Genomic DNA, 17,516 nt, shown 5'->3' with positions numbered 1-17,516 from the left:
CCCACCCCGGGTCGCGGTCCGCCGCGCCGCCCGGGCGGAGCCGCACGTCCCAACCCGAGTACACCGGAGGAAGCAATGACCACCCGCACGGCCGCCGCGGCCCTCGCCACCTGCGCGGCTCTGATGGCCGCCACCGGCTGTTCGTCGAGTTTCGGCGACGGCAAGGAGACCGAGCAGGACGCCGGCGCCAAGCAACACCTGACGGTGCTCATCGCCACGTCGGGCGACGCCGAGACCAAGGCCGTCAAGGACGCGGCCGCCGCGTACCAGAAGCAGTCCGGCAACACGGTGACCGTGGAGATCGCCAAGGACATGAACCAGCAGCTGGCGCAGTCCTTCGCCGGGCACAAGCCGCCGGACGTCTTCTACGTCAACTCCGACCAGTTCGCCAACTACGCGAAGGCGGGCTCGCTGTACGCGTACGGCGACCAGATCAAGGACGCGGACGACTTCTCGGCGCAGCTGCGCTCCTCCTTCACCTACGACGGTCAGCTGGTGTGCCTGCCCAAGGACACCTCCACGCTGGGTCTGGCCATCAACACCGAGCTGTGGCAGAAGGCCGGGCTGACCGAAAAGGACTACCCGACCACCTGGGCCGAGCTGAAGCAGGTCGCGGGCAAGCTCACCGGGGACGGGGTGACCGGACTCGTCACCACCAACGAGTACCAGCGGCTCGGCGTCTTCATGAAGCAGGCGGGCGGCTGGGTCACCGACGCACGGCAGACGAAGATGACCGCCGCCGGCGCCAAGAACGCGCAGGGCCTCGCCTTCGCGCAGTCCCTGCTGAAGTCGGGGTCGATGAAGTACGCCAAGGACGTCGACACCAGCTGGGGCGGCGAGGCGCTCGGCAAGGGCAAGGCCGCGATGACGATCGAGGGCAACTGGCTGGCCGGAGCCATGAAGGCCGACTACCCGGACGTCAAGTACAAGGTCGTGGAGCTGCCCGCGGGACCGGCCGGCAAGGGCACGCTCGCCTTCAGCAACTGCTGGGGCGTGGCCGCCGAGAGCGCGCACCAGAAGGCCGCCGTGGATCTGGTGAAGTACCTCAGCTCCGGTGGGCAGCAGCTGAAGTTCGCGGACGCCTTCGGTGTCATGCCCTCCCGCACCAGCTCGCTGGCCACCTACGCGCAGCAGGCGCCTGAGGCCAAGGCATGGGTGGCCGGCGCCGCGTACGCGCAGGGCCCGGTGACCATCGCCGGGTTCGAAAAGGTGCTCGGCCAGTTCAACACCGATCTGCAGGCGCTGCGCACCGCCGACCCGAAGAAGATACTCGCCGACCTCCAGAACAACGGCGAACAGGCCATGGCGAAGGGCGAATGAGCCGTCATGTCCCCCCGCACCACCCGCGCCGCGGGCCAGCCCCGCGGCGACGGTTCCTCCGACTTCGGACGGCCGCGTGCAGCGGCACGTTCCCGGTCGACCGGTTCGCCGGGCGCACCTGACGCGCCCGGCGGGGCCGGTCCCACCGCGGCGCCCCGCGCCAACCGCGCCCCGCGCGCGGGGCGCCGCCTCGGTGAGGGCATATGGGGCTGGCTGTTCGTCAGCCCCATGGTGCTCGTCCTCGGTCTGTTCCTGATGCTGCCGATCCTGATGGCGCTGTGGGTGAGCCTGCTGCACTGGGACGGGCAGTCCAATCCGTTCAGCGGCCAGGCGAAGTTCGTGGGCCTGGACAACTACCGGGCGCTGCTGACCGAGGACGGTCTCGACCGCACCCTGTTCGCGACGTCGCTGCGCAACAACGCCTACTACGTGCTGCTGACCGTGCCGTTGCAGACGGCTCTGGCACTGGTGCTGGCGCTCGTCGTCAACCAGCGGCTGCTGCGTGCCCGCAGCGCCCTGCGCACCGCGTTCTTCTTCCCGTCGGTCACCAGCTCGATCGCGGTGTCCACCGTCTTCCTGTTCCTGTTCCAGGGCAGCGGGGCCGTGAACTCGCTGCTGTCCTGGATCGGGGTGAAGGGCCCGAACTGGTTCGCCGACCCGCGCGGGGTGCTCTCGGTGCTGCTCGGCGCGCTGGGCATCGTGGATCCCGACCATCCCTCGGGCGCGCTGGCCGAGCACTCCTTCCTCGGTCTGTCCTGGTTCCAGTGGCTGTCCGGGCCGTCCGTCGCGATGTGCACGATCATCCTGCTCGCCGTGTGGACCACCTCCGGCACCTTCATGCTGATCTTCCTCGCGGCGCTCCAGGACATCCCGCGGGAACTGGAGGAGTCGGCCGCCATGGAGGGCGTCAACCGGTTCCAGATGCTGCGCCACATCACGCTGCCCGCGCTGCGGCCGGTGCTGTTCCTCGTGCTCACCCTGGGTCTCATCTCCACCTGGCAGGTCTTCGACCAGGTGTATGTGATGGGGCAGGGCGCTCCCGGCAACACGACGCTGACCCCGGCGTTCCTGTCGTACTCGTCCGCGTTCGACGACGCCGACTTCGGGCAGGGCGCGGCCATCGCGTTCATCATGCTCGCCCTGATCCTGTGCCTGACCGCGTTGCAGCGCTGGGCGTTCAGGGACCGCGACGCCCGCCCCAGGAGGAAACGATGACGTCGACGACACGGGCCGTCCGCAGCCAGCACCGTCCGGTGCTCGGCCGGTATCCGCTGTCGGTGCGGATCGTGGGGTATGTCCTGGTGGCCGGGCTGGGGCTGCTGTACATCCTGCCGTTCGTCCTGCAGTTGGTGACCGGTTTCAAGACCGATCCCGATGCCGCGTCGCACCCGCTGTCGCTGGTGCCGGTCACCCCGACGACCGCCGCGTACCAGCGGCTGCTGGGGCTGAGCGAGGCCGGCGACGGGGTGCCGTTCCTGCGCTGGCTGGGCAACTCGGCGGTGGTGGCCGTCCTGGTCACCGCCGGGCGGGTGCTGTTCGACTCGATGGCCGGGTACGCGCTGGCCCGGCTGCGGTTCCCCGGGCGGGGTCTGCTGTTCGGGTTCGTGCTCGCGGTGATGGCGGTGCCCGGGGTGGCCCTGCTGATCCCGAAGTTCCTGGTCCTGAACACATTCGGGCTGTTCGACACGTACACCGGCATGATCCTGCCGCTGATGGTGGACGCGGCGGGCATCTTCATCATGAAGCAGTTCTTCGAGTCGGTTCCCCGGGAGGTGGAGGAGGCGGCCCGGGTGGACGGCGCCGGTGTCTTCCGCACCTTCTGGTCCGTGGTGCTGCCGATGGCGAGGCCCGCGCTGCTGACCTTGACCATCCTGTCGTTCCAGAGTTCGTGGAACGAGTTCACGCACTTCCTGGTGGCCACGCAGTCCGCCCAGTACGAGACGCTCACGACGGGGCTCGCCCGGTTCGTCTCGGGTGGCCTCGGCGGTGGCACCCAGTACCCGCTGAAACTCGCCGCGGCCCTGCTGGCGACCGTTCCGGTGGCGGCGCTCTTCTTCTGCTTCCAGCGGTACTTCGTGCAGGGCGCCAACGCGGGCGCGGTCAAGGAGTGACACCGCGCCGGCGGCCGGGGTCGATGACCCGGGCGGTGCTCGGCCCCGGCCGCCGGTGACGCGTCAGCCCGGGCGCTACCGGGTGACCGGGGCCACCCGGAAGGTGCCGGAGCACACCTTCCAGCCGGCCGGCACCAGGACCGCGGTGCGGGAGGCCGGCGGATAGACCCGCAGATAGGTTCCGGTGGCCTGACAGGTCCCTACGACGGGACCGTTGGTGGTGCGGATGACCGCGGACGCCGAGTGGGCGGGGGCGAGCGTCACGGTCGAGACGGCCCCTCCGGTCCGGGTGGCGGCCGCGCCCATCTGGTGATGGGCGGCGTCGAGGACGCTGACGCCGGGGTAGCCGCGCAGGGCGCAGCCGCTGGTGCCGGTGTTGGTGAACCGGATCGGCCAGTACAGCGAGCCCGCGGCGCCCTCCTTGCGTCCCATGGACACATACAGGTCGCTCACCGTGCAGGTGGGCGGGCCGGCCGGGGCCGCCGCCGTGGTCGTGGCCCAGGCGGCACCGGCCGCCGCGCCGCCCGTGAGAAGGGCGGTCGCCGAAGCGATCGCGACGCGCCGGGTGAAGTGTCGTGAGTGAAGAAACATGCAATACCACCTCTATCGGGTGAATGGGTGGATGTGTGTCATTCTCTTGGATGCGCGCGACCGCCGAAAAGTTGTGCCGGCCGCCGATTCCCTGACCGGCGGGCGGTGGCGGAAGGGACATGCCGTGGACCGGGGCAATGAGCGGGGTGCCGCGGGGGGGCGCACCAGGCTGGCCGTCTTGTCGCCATCGCCGGGAGTCGAGTGTGTGCAGGCCGCTTGAGCCGAGCCGTCGGGCGTGTGCTTCGCCCGTTCGCCCCGCCCCGCGTTCCGCGCCCGCCGGGCGCCGGCGCGGGTGGGCGAGCGGTGAGGTCTCGCGGTCACAGCGTCCGGGCGGGTCGCGGCGGGACGACATCGCCGCTCTGACGGTCGTGCTCCTTGCGCCCGAGGGGGCGGCCGACGCGTCCGCGCGGCGCGGCACATGACGTGCCGCCCTGCGCGTCTGCCTCTCACCGCGGTCCCTCGGCCCGGGCCCCTTCCACCGGCTGCTGACCGCCGTCGTCGTACCCCGGCCCGTCGCCCTGGTCTCGACGCTCGCCGCGGACGGTGCGACGGCCGGTCCGGCCCCGCCCTCGTTGTTCACCGTGGCCTGCACCGATCCGCTCGTGGTCCGGTTCACCTCGGTGGGGCGCAAGGACACGCTGCGCAACGTCGAGGCGACACGCGCGTTCGCGCCTGACGGGCCGGGCGGGGACCGGGCTAGGGGCTGGGCAGGTCGTCGATGGTGCGCTGCCGGGCAGAGCGGGTGGCGCCGAAGCCGGTCTCGTGGTCCCAGACATGGGCGCACGAGGGGCACTGCAGATGCAGCATGCTGCCGTTGTGGGCGAGCAGATAACGCCAGTGCTCGGCACAGGTGCGCCGCTCGGCGCAGGTCGCGCAGCCGTCGCCGTCGGCGCAGTGGGGGCAGGGCACCCAGGCCCGGCGGCCGATGTCGGCCTGCGGGTCAAGCGGCAGCACGGCCACCCCCGCGCGGCGGCAGCACCCCGGCCGCGACCAGGTCGTCGTACACGCGCCGCTGCTCCTCGTCGAGGCCGGAGTACAGCAGGTCGTACGCCGCCTCCTCGCCGCGCAGCACCTCGGCCGGGTCCCAGTGCGGGCCGACGGCCGCAAGGACGTGGGCCCGTCGGTGCGCCTCGTGCGCGGTGAGGTCGACAGTGAAGTCGACCGGAGCGGAGCCGTCCGGCCGCCCGGCGGCGGGCTCGTCGGGGCCGGCGGGAGGCGTGGGGTCAGGGGCGGCCATGGGGTCGAACTTAGGTTTGCCTGCTTCACCAGGGCAAGGGTGCGTGGGCGACGTCACAGGCCCGCGCGATGCCCGTGCCGGGCCCACTGCCCTCACGGAGGGTAGTTCCGGCTTCAACAGGGGTGATGATAGGAGGGCAGCGGACGATCAACGCCGAGCGGCACAGGACGAAGGAGCACAGGTGACACAGACGGCAGCGGCGACGGACACCGAACGGCGTGTCTACGTCGACAAGCAGAGCCCGGGCGCGTACCGCGCGCTGACCGCCACGGCCGAGGCGGTACGCGTCGTGGCGGACGAGGCGGGCCTCGACCGTGCCCTGGTCGAACTGCTCAACGTCCGGGTGTCCCAGCTCAACGCCTGCGCCTACTGCCTCAGCCTGCACACCCGGGCGGCCCTGCGGGCCGGCGAGACGACGCAGCGCCTGGGCGTCCTGCCCGCCTGGCGGGACACGGAGCTGTTCTCCCCGCGGGAGCGGGCGGCGCTCGCCCTGGCCGAGGCCACCACGCACCCCGCGGACGCCGACGCCCAGACCATCGCCTACGCGCAGGCGCGGGCGGTGCTGTCGGACGCCGAGACATCCGCGGTGATCTGGGTGGCGATCACCATGAACGCCTTCAACCGGGTCTCGGTCATGAGCAAGCACCCGGTACGCGGCGCGGCCCCGCTCGGTACGGCCTGACCGTCGCCCGGGGCGAGGAGGGAGACAAACCGGGCCGGTCAGGTGCCGAGTGCCGCGAGGACCACCGCTCTGGCCTCCTCCTGGACCCGGCGCAGGTGGTCAGGACCACGGAAGGACTCGGCGTAGATCTTGTAGACGTCCTCGGTGCCGGAGGGGCGGGCCGCGAACCAGGCGTGCTCGGTGGCCACCTTGATGCCGCCGATGGCGGCGCCGTTGCCCGGGGCCTCGGTGAGCACGGCGGTGACGGGCTCACCGGCCAGCGTCTCGGCGGTCACCTGGGCCGGGGAGAGCTTCGCGAGGAGGGCCTTGTCCTGTCGGGAGGCGGGCGCGTCGATGCGGGCGTACGCGGGCTCGCCGAAGCGGTCGGTGAGCCGGGCGTAGTGCTCCGAGGGCGTCCGGCCGGTGACGGCCGTGATCTCGGAGGCGAGGAGGGCGAGAAGGATGCCGTCCTTGTCCGTCGTCCACACCGAACCGTCCCGGCGCAGGAAGGACGCGCCGGCCGACTCCTCGCCGCCGAAGCCGAGTGTCCCGCCCAGCAGCCCGTCCACGAACCACTTGAACCCGACCGGAACCTCGACCAGCCGGCGGCCGAGGTCGGCGGCGACCCGGTCGATCATCGAGGACGACACCAGCGTCTTGCCGATGCCCGTGTCCGCGGGCCACGCGTCGCGGTGGCCGTAGAGGTAGGAGATGGCGACGGCGAGGTAGTGGTTGGGGTTCATCAGACCGGCGTCCGGTGTGACGATGCCGTGCCGGTCGGCGTCGGCGTCGTTGCCGGTGGCGATGGCGAAGCGGTCCCGGCGCTCGATGAGCGAGGCCATCGCGTACGGCGAGGAGCAGTCCATCCGGATCTGGCCGTCCCAGTCCAGCGTCATGAACCGCCAGGTGGGGTCGGTGTACGGGTTGACCACCGTCAGGTCGATCCGGTGTTCCTCGGCGATGCGGCCCCAGTAGGCGACCGACGCCCCGCCCAGCGGGTCGGCGCCGATGCGCACCCCGGCCGCCCGGATCGCGTCCAGGTCCAGCACGCTCGGCAGATCGGCGACGTACCGGCCGAGGAAGTCGTACCGGCCGGTGCCGGCCGCGGCGAGCGCCCGGGCGTAGGGGATGCGCCGTACGTCCTTGAGGCCGCCGGTGATGATCTCGTTGGCGCGGTCCTGGATCCAGGAGGTGGCGTCCGAGGCCGCGGGGCCGCCGCTCGGCGGGTTGTACTTGAAGCCGCCGTCGGCGGGCGGGTTGTGCGACGGAGTGACCACCACCCCGTCCGCGAGGCCGAGGGCGCGGCCCCGGTTGTGGCTGAGGATCGCGTGCGAGACGGCCGGTGTCGGGGTGTACCCGTCCGCGTCGTCGATCAGCACCGTGACGTCGTTGGCGGCGAACACCTCCAGCGCGGTGACCTTCGCGGGTTCCGACAGCGCATGGGTGTCGGCGCCGAGGAACAGGGGGCCGGACACGCCCTGACCGGCCCGGTACTCGCAGATCGCCTGGCTGGTGGCGGCGATGTGGTCCTCGTTGAACGCGCTCGCCAGGGACGACCCGCGGTGTCCCGAGGTGCCGAACGCCACCCGCTGGGCCGGTTCGGCCGGGTCCGGGTGCAGCGCGTAGTACGCCGTGACCAGCCGGGCCACATCGACCAGGTCCTCGGGGCGGGCCGGCGTGCCCGCTCGTTCGTGCGGCATGGGTCCGTTCCTCCGCGTCGTGGGTCCATCGCTCGGCGTCCCATCTTTCCCCGCCGCGGCCCCGCTTCGCGAGGGGGCCCGGCCGGGCGCTCACCGCCGTTCCGGCCGACGTCCCGCGGGCAGGGCGTGAAGCGGCGGCCGACGGGATCGCCAGTCATGGTCTGTTCCCCTCGGAGGTCCGGGAGCCGACCACCGCAGCGTACGGCGGCCCGCCCGTCCCGGCCGGACGAGGCGGCCTGGGCGGGGCAGCGGGAGGCCGGGCACGCCGGGGTACGCCCCATGCACCGGAGTACAGGCGGGCGCCCGCAGGACGGCCGTGCGCCGGGAGCGGTCCGGGTGCGCCCGGTCAGCCGGCGTCGGCGTGGGTGACCCGGATCTTGGACTGGCCGTGCGGCAGCCGCTCCCAGTCGTCCATGAAACGCGCCCGCAGTCCATGCCGCCCGGCCAGCGCCACGAGGGTTTCGGTGCGGTAGCAGAAGTCCTCCCGCAGCACATGGTGTTCCGCGCCCTCGGTGCGGTCGAAGGTGAAGTCGAACCAGCCGCCCGGTGCGAGCACACGGCCGACATGGCTCAGGCACTCCTCGATGACCGGCAGCGGCGAGTGCGAGAACACGCTGTGCGCGTGTACGACGTCGAAGTGCGCGTCGGGCAGGAAACGCAGCGTCAGCTCGCGCACCGGGGTCAGTGTGGGCAGCCGCTCGCGCAGTCCCCTCTCCACGATGGTGTCCTGCTCCACGATGGTGTCCTGCGCGGCCAGGAGGATGTCCGGCGAGATGTCGATGCCGTAGTAGTGCCCCGGTTCCAGATGGCGGATGGACCGCCAGCCGCCGCGCAGGTTGCCGCAGCCGATCTCCAGCATGCGGTGCCCGGGGCGCAGCCCGTGCCCGAGCAGGTAGTCGAACTGCAGCGCGCCCAGCGCCAGCCACCGCTCGCGGTTGCGGCTGCCGACCGCCGCGTCCGGGCCGGCCCGGGTGTCGGAGCGCATCACGGCCCGGTAGTAGGAGATGTGGTCCGGGTGGCGCTCGCGCAGCACGACGCGGCGCGGATTGTCCTGTCCGACCAGGGCGAGACCGCGGCCGAACCGGTCCCGCAGACCGGCCGCGACGGACGACTTGCCCGAGGCGCTGTTGCCGCGCAGCACGAGCAGCCGGGTTTGTGCGGTGCCCACTGCCACGACGGGGACGCTACCGCAGCGCGGCCCGGCCGCTTCGGCGCGAGGGATGCCGTGCCCGGGCCGGGGCGCCCGGTTCACGGGACCGTGGAGTGCCCGTCCATCCCCGAGTTCACCGCACCGGACTCCCCTTCCGCATGCTGACCACTCTCGGCGGGCCTTCCGGGTTCTGGACGGAGGGCATAAAAAGATCGACGTCAACCGGACCGGAAGGGACATACCGATGAAGCTGCACACCCGTCAGTGGGGCGACGGCGAGCGGGTCGCCGTACTCGTCCACGGGATCATGGCGGACCACAGGACCTGGCGTCGTGTCGGACCGGCGCTGGCCGACCGGGGCTACCGGGTGGTCGCGGTGGACCTGCGGGGGCACGGCGCGAGCGGGCGGGGGGAGTACAGCGCCGACAACTGGGCCGACGATCTCGTCGACACCCTCCCGGCCGCCCCGGAGCTGGCGATCGGTCACTCACTGGGCGCGATGGCGCTGGCCGGCGCCGTCGAGCGGCTTGCCCCGGCCCGGGCCGTGTACTGCGACCCGGCCTGGGAGATGAGACCGGAGGCCGGCGCGGGGGCGGCACGGTTCGCGGCCTTCAAGGACGCCACCCGGGACATGATCACCAGCCTCAATCCGCGCTGGGAGGAGGCCGACGTGGACGTGGAACTGGCCACGCTCGCGGCCTGGGACCCGAAGACCGCGCACGCGATCGCCGGCGTGTACGCGGTCAGCCGTACGCCGGCCCGCGCGGTGGTGCCCTCGTTGGTGCTGGCGGCCGATCCGAGCACGCTCGTATCCGCCGAACTGCAAGGACGGCTGACACGACGCGGCTTCGAGGTACGCAAGGTCGGCGGCGCCGGTCACACCCTGCACCGCGACGACTTCGACGGTTTCATGAGCGCGCTGGCCGACTGGATCTGAACACCGACTGGATCTGAACGACGCCTCTGCCGCACACGCCGCCCGGCCGGTGCCCACCGCCGACTCCCCCGCGCACGACGGCGCGCCGTACGTCGGCTGCGCCGCCGGGACCGGCGGGACGGGGGTCCGGCGCGTTGCCCCCGGGGCCGGGCGGTCCGTGGCGTGCGCGGCCGTACCGTACGCGGCCGTACCGTGCGCGCGTGCCCGGTGTCGGGCATGCCGCCCGGCAGGGCCCGGACCCGCTCGTCGCCCCGTGTGTGCCGGCTTTTCAGCCGGTCGGCGGCGGCCGGCGCCGCGTCGTCGTGGGCCGCGGCGGTTCGTACACTGATCGCGGTGCCGGGCGGGAGGAGGTGGCCACGGATGGGACACGGCACGCGGCGGCAGCCGGTGGGGCTGTTCGTCGGCCTGTGCACCCTGGACGTCGTCCAGTTGGTGGACCATGTGCCCGGGCCCGACGAGAAGCTGACGGCCCATGACCAGACGGTGGCCGCCGGGGGTCCCGCCGCGGGCGCCGCCGCCGTCTTCGCCCATCTGGGCGGCCGGGCACGGCTTCTCACGGGTCTCGGCCGTCATCCGCTGGCCCGGGCCGCCGCGGCCGACCTCGCGGCGCTGGGCGTGAGCGTCGACGACCTGGCGGGTGACACGGCCGGGCCGCCCGCCGTCTCATCGGTGCTGGTGACCGCCGGGAGCGGACGGCGGGCCGTCGCCTCCACCAACGCCGGCCGGCACCGGCTCGCCGCGCCGGACGGTCTCGACGCCCTGGTGGCCGACTGCGACATCGTGGAACTCGACGGGCACCACATGGAGTTGGCGATCGCCGTGGCCCGTGCGGCGCGGGCCGCGGGCCGTCCCACCGTGCTGGACGGCGGCAGTTGGAAGGAGGGCACCCAGGCCCTGCTGTCCTCCATCGACGTGGCCGTCTGCTCGGCCGACTTCCGTCCGCCGGGCACCCGGACTCCCGCCCAGACGCTTGCGTATCTGCACGCGCGGGGGGTGACCTGGGCGGCGGTCAGCGGGGGCGCGGACCCCGTCGTCTGGTCGGGCCCCGACGGGAAGGGCGTGGTCGAGGTGCCACCGACCGTGGTGGTGGACACCCTCGGCGCGGGGGACTTCCTGCACGGTGCGTTCGCCTACCACTGGGCGCCTGTCCATGGCGCCGGCGCCATGGGCGAACGGGACCGCGCCGATCGGTTCGCCGTGGCCCTCGCCCGGGCGGCGGAGGTGGCGTCGCGGTCGTGCGCGTCGTTCGGCACCCGCTCCTGGATGCTCGGAAGGTGACGGCGTCGACGAGGGGCACCAACGGCCGGGCCCGGCCAGGTCCTTGGCGCCGGGAGTGACCGTGGGCAGGGAGCGCCGGATCAGGGCAGCAGGGTGTCGAAGGCGACGTCCAGATGGCGTGGGCCGCGCAGCAGCGCGTTGTGCCGGTAGGGCGGCGGGTCCTCGACGAGACGGGGGTTGTCCAGACGGCGGGCCAGCTCGGACAGCGCGATCTGGGTCTCCAGGCGGGCCAGCGGCGCGCCGAAGCAGATGTGGACGCCGCTGCCGAAGCCGAGGTGCTGGATGTCACCGCGGTCCGGGTCGAACCGGTCGGGGTCGGGGAAGCGCTCCGGGTCGCGGTTGCCGGCGGCGAGGACGAGCCAGATGCGCGAGCCCTTCGGGATGATCACCCCGCGCACGTCGATGTCCGTGATGCAGGTGCGCTGCGTCACCAGGTGCACGGGAGGCTCGTACCGCAGCAGCTCCTCCACGATCCTGACGGACAGGTCCGCGTCGTCGCGCAGCCGGTGCAGGTGCTCGGGGTGCCGCAGCAGGGTGAGCATGCCGCCCGCGATCAGGTTCACCGTCGTCTCGTGGCCCGCGATGAGCAGCAGCACCGAGGTGCTGAGCACTTCCATCATCGTCATCGCGCCGTCCGGGCCATGACTGGTCACCAGGTCGGACAGCATGTCGTCGCGGGGTTCCTTGGCGCGCCGCTCGACCAGCCCGGCCAGATACATGCCGAGCCGCATGCGCGCCTCCTGGGCGACGCGCCGCTCGTCGTCGCTCGCGTGCGAGCGGACGGCCGGGTCCAGGCTCGCGACGATCGGGTCGACCCAGGCGCGAAAGCGCGGTTCGTCCTCGCGCGGTACGCCGAGCAGCCGGCAGATCACGGTCACCGGGAACGGGTAGGCGAACTGGTCGACCAGGTCGATCTGCCGGGCGTCACCGAAGCCGTCGATCAGGTCGGTGACGATCCGGACGAGTTCGCCGCGCAGGGATTCCACCCGCCGCGGCCGGTGCGGCGGCCCGAAGGAGCTGTTGGCGATCCGCCGCAGCCGGTCGTGCTCGGGCGGGTCGAGCCGGATGAAGCTCGGCGGCAGCCCCGTCGCCTCGGGCCCGCCCGCCTCGTCGTCGCCGATCGCCGCGAGGTTGGTGGCGTCGGAGCTGATACGCGGGTCGTGCAGCAGGCTCTCGATGTCCCAGTAGGAGCTGATGACGTAGGGACCGCCCGGGCATCGCGCGCCTCCGGGGCGCCCGCGGCGGGCCGGCCGGCGGGGCCGTCGAGTCCTTCGGCCGTGATCGCCTGCACGGGGCAGGCGGCGACGGCGCGGGCGAGCCGTTGACGCTGGTCCGCCTCGGCCCGCGGGTTGTAGACGAGCGACTCCTCGCCGTGCATGGTGAAGACGTCCGGCGCGAGGAACGCGCACTGGGCGTACCCCTGGCACCTGTTGAGATCGACGACAAGCCTCATGGCGCTGCGCCCTTCCGGTGGCCGGGTCCGTCGTGCGCCGCCCGCGTCCGGACGGCGGTCATCTCCCCCGGCCAGCATGGGAGCGGCGGTGCGGGCGCCGCCCGCCGGGGCCGACCGATCGAGTGACGGACCGCGGCCACGGCACCGGTGCGCGGCCGGGTTCAGGTCGCCGCGGCCATGGACGGCAGGGGGCGGTTGGTGACGACGAGGATGTAGCCGCTGAGCACCAGCGACCAGGCCGGGAAGGCGAGTTCGGCCCAGGGCACGTTCGATGAGAGGAAGAGCAGGACGAGGGTGGTGACAAGGCCCAGCAGGATCAGCCAGCGCGGCAGCACACCGCGCCGGTAGCCGAGCACCGACAGCGAGCAGGTGAAGACGGCGGCCATGCGCATCGCGTATCCGGTCATCAGGGTGTACGCGAAGTGACTGCCGAAGGCCCAGGTCGGCAGCGCCGCTGCCGGACCGGCGGCCCGCGCGATGTCGAGTACGGCGGCGGCCGCCGCTGCCGCCCCGAACAGGGTGGCGACGAAGAGCAGACCGCTGCCGAGGAAGACGGTGGCGAGGAACCGGTCCTCGGCCTCGCCCAGGTGGCTGCGGACGACGCCGGTGAACCAGAGGAAGAAGACGCCGGCGAACGGCACGAGCGCGAGCGCCGTGTGCACCGCGTTGTGCCCAGCCGAGTCGACGAAGCCGGCGGCGGCGACCGCGTCGACACCCTCGGGGACGCCGATCCGGATGAGGACGATCGCCGCGGCGAGCAGCAGCGCGAAGACGACCCCGGCGAGCCCGGCGGCCCGTGGGGTCTGCAGTGCCCGCTCTCCCGACGACGTTGTCTGCATGCGCGGCTCGCTTCCTGTGCGGCGGCTGATGCCACCAGCAAGCCGTCTTCCGCAGCTCGCCGCCACCGGAACACGGCCGAACGGCACACCCGGAGGTCCGCGCGGGTCACCCGCCGGGACGGCGGGGTCTCACGGCGCCGGGGCGGGCGGCGTCCCGGCGCGCGTCATGGGAGCGAGGGTCAGTCCTCGGTCCAGCCGTGCTTCTTGGCGAACTGCAGGAACTCGCGCCGGATCTGCACGATCTGCTGGCCCGTCAGGGTCGGCGCCGTCTGCAGCAGAAGTTCCGTGATCTCGTTGGTGAACTCCACCGTCTGCAGCACATCGCACAGCGAATCGTCACCGACGGACCCCGACGCGGAGGCGGCACGTGCCGTCGCCCCCGGTGCCAGCCGGATCGACGACGCCTTGGGGCCCCGCTCCCCCTCCTCGATCTCGAACTCGACCGCGAGTCCGGTACGCACCATGGACTCGGGGATCAGAAGGTCGTTCACATGCAGAAAGACATCCTCGTCCCCGTGTTCCGGGGCGATGAACCCATATCCGCGAACGCTGTCGAACCTCACCACACGGCCTGCTGCCACACCAACCCCCAGACAACCCGGGCCACCTGCCCGAACGAATCAGCCCGCGAGTCTAGCAGCTGCCCCGCGCCCCTTCACCCGGGCGGCGGATCCGGCGGGCGGGCTTGTAGCACGATCCGTCCACGGGAGAGACTTCTACAACAGTGTAGATTGACGCATGTCGCCGGTACGCCGTGCCGGTCGGCTCCGCCACCGGGAGGGCGTTTCAGATGTTCGGCTTGAGCGAACTGGCCATGATCCTCATCGTCGTCATCGTGGTCCTGGGCATCAAGAAGCTGCCCGAACTGACGCGTTCGGCGGGCAAGGCGGCCCGGATCTTCAAGAGCGAGGCCAAGGCGCTCAAGGCACAGGACGCGCCGAGCGGCCCGTCCGCCGCCGGGGACGTGGTCAGCGGCACCGTGGTCGACCGGGACGGCTCGCCCCGCGCCTGACGGCACGGGCACCCGGCCGCCGGCGGTGCGTCAGCCGCCGACGGCCCGGCCCGCCTCGGCCCAGTCGGTGTGGAGCTTGTCGAGGCAGGCCCGGGCCTGGCCGCCGGGCGGGGTGCCCCGGGCGAAGGCCAGCATGTTGCCGGCGCCCGTGTTGTAGCCGAGGGCCAGCAGTTCGTCCCTGTCGTAGGCGGCGGGCCACTGGGCGGGGAGCCGGCCGCCCAGGTCGTGCAGGTACCAGGCCTCGGCCTCTATGGCGAGGTCCCGGTCGTCGGGCAGTTCCTCCAGGCGGCGGTCGGCGAAGTCCCGGCCCTTCTTGACCTCGTCGAAGGCGGCGCGGTGCATGTTCGCGATGCCGAAGGAGGCGTCGGGCCTGTACTTCTGCCAGGCCCGCTCCAGGCCGGGATCGTGCGGCTTGTACGACTCGTTGTAGAGGATCGCCATCAGCAGCTGGGCGCTGACGCCGGTGCGCCGGGCCCAGTCACGGACCTGGCGGGCGTAGTCGGCGGGGTCGTAGGAGGATGCCGCCGCCGGGGAGGCGGTGGCCGAGGGCACCCCGGTCGATGCGCGCGAGGGAGAGGCGGACGACCTCGCGGGCGGCGGGGTGTCGCCCTGCGGGGTGTTGGCGGCGCGCACGATGACGTACACGGCGAGGGCGAAGACCAGCACGGGCAGCCAGCGCCAGTGTCTCGGCGCCCGGGAATCGGACATGTCCGGTCCTCTCTCGCATCCCTCCCCCGGCCAGCACCCTTCTACCCGACCGGGGCTAAGACCCATGTGAGGCTGCGCCGCGCGGCCCCGGTCCGGCTCCGGCGCGGCGTGGTGCCCGCGGTGGGCGGACGGGTCACTCCTCCTCGTAGTAGTTGTTGACCACGACATCGGGTTCGTCGTCGGACAGGGCCTCGTTCAGCAGGGCGCCGCCGACCAGGCCCGCCGCACCCGCGCCGATGAGCGCGCCGGTGCCGAAGCGGCGTCCGCCCTGGTGCTGTTGGTCGCCGTGCGGCGCCGGGTGGCCCTGCTGCGGGTAGCCCTGCTGCACAGGGCCGGGCTGCGGGTAGCCCTGCTGCACAGGGCCGGGCTGCGGGTAGCCCTGCTGCACAGGGCCGGGCTGCGGGTAGCCCTGCTGCATCGGCTGTGGATACCCCGGCTGCGGCGGTGTGTAGAACGGCGGCGCCGTGGTCTGCACCCGCTGCGCGCAGCCGCCGCACACCTGCACCGGGCGCGGCACGCCCCACTGCGGCGACCACGTCACCATCGTCGCGCCGGGGCCGTGGTCGGGGTCGAAGAAGCAGGTCACGGGGGAACTTTCTGGGGGTTGGGGGGAACCGGGGTACGTCGGGGCGGGCGTGGAGACGAGGGTCGGCGTCGGCGCCACGGGTACCGGTGCCGCCACGGGCGGCGCTGCGGCGGCGGGCGGTGGCAGGTGCGGGCCCGTGCCCGCCGGCGGCGGGCTGACGGGTTCCGGGCCCGCCTCCGGCTCGCGCAGGACATCCACGCCGTAGTCGGCGGCGATGCCCGCGAGCCCGGAGGCGTGCCCCTGCCCGACCGCGCGGAACTTCCACTCGGCGCCATGCCGGTACAGCTCGCCGAAGACCAGCGCGGTCTCGTTCGACAGGCCGCCGGCGGCGAGGTCGTAGCGGGTCAGTTCGGCGCCGCCGTGCCGGTCGAGCACCCGGATGTGCGCCCGGTGGACCTGCCCGAAGGACTGGCCGCGGGCCGCGCCCTCGTAGAGGGAGACCAGGAAGACGATCTTCGATACGTCCGCCGGCACCCGGTCGAGGTCGACGTGGATCTGCTGGTCGTCCGGGCCGATCGGGCCGCCGCCACCGCAGTGCCGGACCGAACCGTCCGGACTGCTCAGGTTGTTGAAGAAGACGAAGTGCTCGTCGGAGGGCACCTTGCCCGACCCGTCGCACAGCAGTGCGCCGGCGTCCAGGTCGTAGCCCGTGTTCGCCTGCCAGCCGAGGCCGAGCGTCACCGCGCTCAGACCCGGGGCCTGCCGGCCCAGCGCCACGTTGCCGCCCTTGGTCAGGGGCACACTCATGCACGTCCTCCGCTGCTGCTTGCGCATCCCGTGCTCCTCGTGATCGACCAGAGCCCGGCCCTTACAGTTCCCCGATTGCGCAATGGATGAAGTGATCGCATGCGTCCGGCTCAGAGGTGGCCGACGATGGTGGGCAGCAGGTCCTGGAAGGTCCGGCCGGCCGCGGGCTCCCCGATGGCCTTCAGCTGCCAGCCGTCCGTCCCGCGGTGCAGCTTGGCCATGATCTGGGCGGTGTATGTGCCGCCGCCGCTCAGGGTGTACCGGGCCATTTCCTGCCCGGTGTTCTCGTCGACGAGGCGGCAGAACGCGTTCTGCACCTCGGCGAAGGTCTGTCCGGTGAACGAGTTGACCGTGAAGACGATCTGGTCGATGTGCGCGGGAACGCGGCCGAGGTCGACGAGGATCACCTCGTCGTCGCCGCCGGCGCCGCTGCCGCCGGTGAGGTTGTCGCCCAGGTGGCGCACCGATCCGTCGTCACTGGTCAGATGCTGGAAGAAGGCGACGTCGGCCAGCTGTCCGCCGGCGAAGAGCAGCGCCGAGGCGTCCAGATCGATGTCGCGGGGACCGGCCAGCTTGGCCAAAAAGCCCTTGCGCTGGGCCGCCTGCCAGCCGAGCCCCATCCGGACGGCGTTCAGTGCGGTGCCGTCGGACTTGCTCAGACTGATCTGCTGACCCTTGCTCAGATTGACCGACATGTGGGGTCTCGCTTTCTGTCGTGGGGGGCGGGTGAGGCCCTGGGGGCGGGGGATTCGGGCAGCCGGCGGCGCAGACGGGGCAGGCAGGACGCCGCGTTCCAGGTGTGCCTGCCGCCGGCGCCGCCGGGCCCGTTCGACGTCGTCGGCGTTCACCGGGCTCACCGGCCCGCGCGTCCCGGACTGCCCGGTGTCCCGGCCCTGGGCCGCCGCCCGGGGCGGCGTCGCCACGCCGAGGGCCGCGGCGGCCACCGCCACCACGGCGAGCACCCGCCCCGCCGAGCGGAGCGAGCCGGCGAACCGGACCGCCGTGCCGGCGGGGAGCAGCCCGTGTCCGACGAGCAGGAGTACGGCCGCAAAGACGGCGGAGATCAAGGACGGCAGCACGGCCGGCGGCAGCACGGCGCCGCCGGCGAGCGCGGGACCTTCGGCCGGGTACGCGCGGTGACCCGCCCTCGCGCGGCCGGCCGCACAGGCGCGGTACTCGTCGCCGG

At 72.7% G+C, this 17,516-nt stretch carries 18 protein-coding genes and 1 pseudogene; 7 read left to right on the top strand and 12 right to left on the bottom strand.

Annotated features, from left to right (window positions below; all coding sequences use genetic code 11):
- The first annotated feature begins 75 nt into the window (after nt 1–75).
- The 3 genes from ABT245_RS40140 (at nt 76) to ABT245_RS40130 (ending at nt 3,431) form a co-directional block, all read left to right on the top strand.
- On the top strand, nt 76–1,320 hold the full coding sequence (locus tag ABT245_RS40140; RefSeq protein WP_351744299.1) for a sugar ABC transporter substrate-binding protein: 1,245 nt from the start codon (nt 76–78) through the stop codon (nt 1,318–1,320).
- Between the two features lie 228 nt (nt 1,321–1,548).
- Entirely contained in the window at nt 1,549–2,535 is a 987-nt protein-coding gene (locus ABT245_RS40135; protein ID WP_502982292.1) for a carbohydrate ABC transporter permease, read from the top strand.
- The gene (locus tag ABT245_RS40130) at nt 2,532–3,431 is read left to right on the top strand and encodes a carbohydrate ABC transporter permease (protein ID WP_351744293.1); all 900 of its coding nucleotides are present in this window, start codon (nt 2,532–2,534) and stop codon (nt 3,429–3,431) included. Before ABT245_RS40135 ends, ABT245_RS40130 begins: the two co-directional genes overlap by 4 nt.
- 75 nt (nt 3,432–3,506) lie before the next feature.
- Here the strand turns inward: ABT245_RS40130 and ABT245_RS40125 are convergent, their stop codons facing one another.
- The 3 genes from ABT245_RS40125 to ABT245_RS40115 all read right to left on the bottom strand — a co-directional run bounded on the left by ABT245_RS40125 (nt 3,507) and on the right by ABT245_RS40115 (nt 5,259).
- A complete protein-coding gene (locus ABT245_RS40125) occupies nt 3,507–4,022 on the bottom strand; it encodes a DUF4232 domain-containing protein (RefSeq protein WP_351744290.1) in 516 nt (171 codons plus the stop codon).
- 696 nt (nt 4,023–4,718) lie between these two features.
- Complete coding sequence (locus ABT245_RS40120) at nt 4,719–4,976, bottom strand: LSm family protein (RefSeq protein WP_351744287.1); 258 nt, start codon at nt 4,974–4,976, stop codon at nt 4,719–4,721.
- Nucleotides 4,963–5,259 (bottom strand): DUF6400 family protein, encoded by a 297-nt coding sequence (locus tag ABT245_RS40115; protein WP_351744284.1) that lies wholly within the window; start codon nt 5,257–5,259, stop codon nt 4,963–4,965. Before ABT245_RS40115 ends, ABT245_RS40120 begins: the two co-directional genes overlap by 14 nt.
- A gap of 181 nt (nt 5,260–5,440) precedes the next feature.
- On the opposite strand from ABT245_RS40115, the gene ABT245_RS40110 reads away from it, so the two are divergent.
- A complete protein-coding gene (locus tag ABT245_RS40110; protein WP_351744281.1) occupies nt 5,441–5,941 on the top strand; it encodes a carboxymuconolactone decarboxylase family protein in 501 nt (166 codons plus the stop codon).
- A gap of 38 nt (nt 5,942–5,979) precedes the next feature.
- On the opposite strand, the gene pgm is transcribed toward ABT245_RS40110, so the two are convergent.
- Entirely contained in the window at nt 5,980–7,620 is a 1,641-nt protein-coding gene (pgm, locus tag ABT245_RS40105; RefSeq protein WP_351744278.1) for a phosphoglucomutase (alpha-D-glucose-1,6-bisphosphate-dependent), read from the bottom strand.
- Nucleotides 7,621–7,966: 346 nt separating this feature from the next.
- On the bottom strand, nt 7,967–8,713 hold the full coding sequence (locus tag ABT245_RS40100) for a methyltransferase (RefSeq protein ID WP_502982291.1): 747 nt from the start codon (nt 8,711–8,713) through the stop codon (nt 7,967–7,969).
- Nucleotides 8,714–9,014: 301 nt separating this feature from the next.
- Between ABT245_RS40100 and ABT245_RS40095 the strand changes: the two genes are divergently transcribed.
- Nucleotides 9,015–9,707: an alpha/beta fold hydrolase gene (locus tag ABT245_RS40095; RefSeq protein WP_351744275.1), complete on the top strand. Its 693-nt coding sequence runs from the start codon at nt 9,015–9,017 to the stop codon at nt 9,705–9,707.
- A gap of 360 nt (nt 9,708–10,067) precedes the next feature.
- On the top strand, nt 10,068–10,985 hold the full coding sequence (locus ABT245_RS40090; protein ID WP_351744272.1) for a PfkB family carbohydrate kinase: 918 nt from the start codon (nt 10,068–10,070) through the stop codon (nt 10,983–10,985).
- Nucleotides 10,986–11,065: 80 nt separating this feature from the next.
- On the opposite strand, the gene ABT245_RS40085 is transcribed toward ABT245_RS40090, so the two are convergent.
- The 4 genes and pseudogenes from ABT245_RS40085 to ABT245_RS40070 form a co-directional block, all read right to left on the bottom strand.
- Nucleotides 11,066–12,412 carry a cytochrome P450 gene (locus ABT245_RS40085; RefSeq protein WP_502982286.1) on the bottom strand — a complete coding sequence of 449 codons (1,347 nt, stop codon included), beginning with the start codon at nt 12,410–12,412 and terminating at the stop codon, nt 11,066–11,068.
- A pseudogene (locus ABT245_RS40080) lies at nt 12,322–12,516 on the bottom strand (ferredoxin); the annotation flags it as partial. The pseudogene ABT245_RS40080 and the gene ABT245_RS40085, both read right to left, overlap by 91 nt.
- Before the next feature lie 83 nt (nt 12,517–12,599).
- The gene (locus ABT245_RS40075) at nt 12,600–13,277 is read right to left on the bottom strand and encodes a hypothetical protein (protein ID WP_351744266.1); all 678 of its coding nucleotides are present in this window, start codon (nt 13,275–13,277) and stop codon (nt 12,600–12,602) included.
- Nucleotides 13,278–13,456: 179 nt separating this feature from the next.
- Nucleotides 13,457–13,858, bottom strand: coding sequence for a cold-shock protein (locus tag ABT245_RS40070; protein WP_351744263.1), 402 nt, complete (start codon nt 13,856–13,858; stop codon nt 13,457–13,459).
- Nucleotides 13,859–14,067: 209 nt separating this feature from the next.
- Here ABT245_RS40070 and ABT245_RS40065 point away from each other — a divergent pair, with 209 nt between their 5' ends.
- The gene (locus ABT245_RS40065; protein WP_351744260.1) at nt 14,068–14,289 is read left to right on the top strand and encodes a twin-arginine translocase TatA/TatE family subunit; all 222 of its coding nucleotides are present in this window, start codon (nt 14,068–14,070) and stop codon (nt 14,287–14,289) included.
- A 30-nt stretch (nt 14,290–14,319) separates the two neighbouring features.
- Here ABT245_RS40065 and ABT245_RS40060 read toward each other — a convergent pair whose 3' ends face one another.
- The 3 genes from ABT245_RS40060 to ABT245_RS40050 all read right to left on the bottom strand — a co-directional run bounded on the left by ABT245_RS40060 (nt 14,320) and on the right by ABT245_RS40050 (nt 17,025).
- Complete coding sequence (locus tag ABT245_RS40060; protein ID WP_351744257.1) at nt 14,320–14,997, bottom strand: lytic transglycosylase domain-containing protein; 678 nt, start codon at nt 14,995–14,997, stop codon at nt 14,320–14,322.
- 133 nt (nt 14,998–15,130) lie between these two features.
- On the bottom strand, nt 15,131–16,330 hold the full coding sequence (locus ABT245_RS40055) for a TerD family protein (RefSeq protein ID WP_351744254.1): 1,200 nt from the start codon (nt 16,328–16,330) through the stop codon (nt 15,131–15,133).
- Nucleotides 16,331–16,440: 110 nt separating this feature from the next.
- Nucleotides 16,441–17,025 carry a TerD family protein gene (locus ABT245_RS40050; RefSeq protein WP_351744355.1) on the bottom strand — a complete coding sequence of 195 codons (585 nt, stop codon included), beginning with the start codon at nt 17,023–17,025 and terminating at the stop codon, nt 16,441–16,443.
- Between the last annotated feature and the right edge of the window lie 491 nt (nt 17,026–17,516).

Origin of the sequence: Streptomyces sp. NPDC001508 (assembly GCF_040298665.1) — a bacterium.
Taxonomy (GTDB): domain Bacteria; phylum Actinomycetota; class Actinomycetes; order Streptomycetales; family Streptomycetaceae; genus Streptomyces.
The sequence above is the reverse complement of the archived record's forward strand: the minus strand, read 5'-3'. Positions and strand labels throughout refer to the sequence as shown.

Bases quoted from the DNA above. Each gene is read 5' to 3' on its own strand.
- ABT245_RS40065 (WP_351744260.1), top strand. From the start codon at position 14,068: ATGTTCGGCTTGAGCGAACTGGCCATGATCCTCATCGTCGTCATCGTG.
- ABT245_RS40090 (WP_351744272.1), top strand. From the start codon at position 10,068: ATGGGACACGGCACGCGGCGGCAGCCGGTGGGGCTGTTCGTCGGCCTG.
- ABT245_RS40115 (WP_351744284.1), bottom strand. From the start codon at position 5,259: ATGGCCGCCCCTGACCCCACGCCTCCCGCCGGCCCCGACGAGCCCGCC.
- ABT245_RS40140 (WP_351744299.1), top strand. From the start codon at position 76: ATGACCACCCGCACGGCCGCCGCGGCCCTCGCCACCTGCGCGGCTCTG.
- pgm (WP_351744278.1), bottom strand. From the start codon at position 7,620: ATGCCGCACGAACGAGCGGGCACGCCGGCCCGCCCCGAGGACCTGGTC.
- ABT245_RS40095 (WP_351744275.1), top strand. From the start codon at position 9,015: ATGAAGCTGCACACCCGTCAGTGGGGCGACGGCGAGCGGGTCGCCGTA.
- ABT245_RS40130 (WP_351744293.1), top strand. From the start codon at position 2,532: ATGACGTCGACGACACGGGCCGTCCGCAGCCAGCACCGTCCGGTGCTC.
- ABT245_RS40050 (WP_351744355.1), bottom strand. From the start codon at position 17,025: ATGTCGGTCAATCTGAGCAAGGGTCAGCAGATCAGTCTGAGCAAGTCC.
- ABT245_RS40055 (WP_351744254.1), bottom strand. From the start codon at position 16,330: ATGAGTGTGCCCCTGACCAAGGGCGGCAACGTGGCGCTGGGCCGGCAG.
- ABT245_RS40135 (WP_502982292.1), top strand. From the start codon at position 1,549: ATGGTGCTCGTCCTCGGTCTGTTCCTGATGCTGCCGATCCTGATGGCG.
- ABT245_RS40075 (WP_351744266.1), bottom strand. From the start codon at position 13,277: ATGCAGACAACGTCGTCGGGAGAGCGGGCACTGCAGACCCCACGGGCC.
- ABT245_RS40125 (WP_351744290.1), bottom strand. From the start codon at position 4,022: ATGTTTCTTCACTCACGACACTTCACCCGGCGCGTCGCGATCGCTTCG.
- ABT245_RS40060 (WP_351744257.1), bottom strand. From the start codon at position 14,997: ATGTCCGATTCCCGGGCGCCGAGACACTGGCGCTGGCTGCCCGTGCTG.